The sequence below is a fragment of the Bradyrhizobium sp. AC87j1 genome (genome assembly GCF_002936975.1).
Lineage (GTDB): Bacteria > Pseudomonadota > Alphaproteobacteria > Rhizobiales > Xanthobacteraceae > Bradyrhizobium > Bradyrhizobium shewense.
In genome coordinates this window covers 1-1,163 of the sequence record NZ_PTFE01000252.1, presented here as the reverse complement: position 1 = coordinate 1,163, position 1,163 = coordinate 1, and the positions used below count along the sequence as shown (strand labels likewise).

Sequence of the window (1,163 nt, the reverse complement as noted above, 5' to 3'; positions counted from 1 at the left end):
GCCCACCGGCCTCCTTCGCTGGCAGACAGCTTGAATCAGAACCAGCCTGATTTGGGAATCCCAAACGATTAAATCTGCTCGAGACCCGCTCTAACGTCGTAGGCTCGATCAGCCGACGACGCGGGCTGCGCGGGTGTTGCCACGAGTATCAGGAAAGAAGCGGGCGGCCAAATTGTCGATCAAGGCTGGGATTTTGGTGGTTGTTCGCCGCGCGAGCGGCCGATCGCATTGTTAAAGGTCCCCTTTTGAGCCGGCCGCGGGGCCATGGGCTTTGATCTAGCTGTAATCCACCGAGATCGAGCCGGACACGCCGCTTGATTCAGTCAGAGCGTAAAAACGTTCGTCCAAATGCCCTCTCGGCTCTAGCGATTGACGCGGACGACCTTTGTGTAAGGACCGTAGACTTCCGGGCAATCACGCCAGGGCGAACCTGCTTTTAGCAAGTGGACAATGCCGTTGATCACGCATCGATCATCCACCCGATGCGCTCGTGCTCTCGCGGCAACAACGGCTCAATCCGCCGCCATTCCGCGTAGCTGAGTCAGTCCTCACCGCGTTTGATCCAGCGCAACTTTGAATGCGTCCGGCAGGCGTATTTCTTCGGCGGTGGCATTGGATCGCTCGCGGGCGCGGCGTTCCTGATCCGCGACGCGCAGCAGGCCGGGCGTGACATCGTGATCTACGAGGCGCAGCCGCTGGTCGGCGGCAGCCTCGACGGCGCGCTGCTCGCGAACGGCGGCTATTCGCTGCGCGGCGGGCGCATGCTGACCACCGATCACTACGAATGCACCTGGGATCTGCTCTCCAGCATCCCTTCGCTCGAGCATCCCGGCCTCAGCGTGCGCGAGGAGACCATCGCATTCAACCTGGAGAACCCGGCGCACTCGCAGGCGCGGCTGGTCGATCGCAACCGTTTCAAGGTCGACGTCTCGCATATGGGTTTCTCCGCGCGCGATCGGCTCGAGCTGCTGCGGCTCACCGAGGCCTCGGAGGAGACGCTCGGCAACAGCCGCATCACCGACTGGCTCTCGCCGAGATTCTTCGAGTCCAATTTCTGGTACATGTGGCAGACCACCTTCGCGTTCCAGCCCTGGCACAGCGCGGTCGAGCTGAAGCGCTATCTGCACCGCTTCATGAACGAGTTTCCGCGCATCGAGACGCTC

1 protein-coding gene and 1 pseudogene are annotated in these 1,163 nt (G+C 61.8%); one reads left to right on the top strand and one right to left on the bottom strand.

Going from position 1 to position 1,163, the window contains the following annotated elements; genetic code table 11:
- Positions 1-386: 386 nt before the first annotated feature.
- A pseudogene (locus CV770_RS44440) lies at positions 387-517 on the bottom strand (transposase); the annotation flags it as partial.
- Positions 518-557: 40 nt separating this feature from the next.
- Here CV770_RS44440 and CV770_RS41150 point away from each other — a divergent pair.
- A partial coding sequence (locus CV770_RS41150; protein WP_148667143.1) for an oleate hydratase occupies positions 558-1,163 on the top strand: 606 nt, incomplete at its 3' end.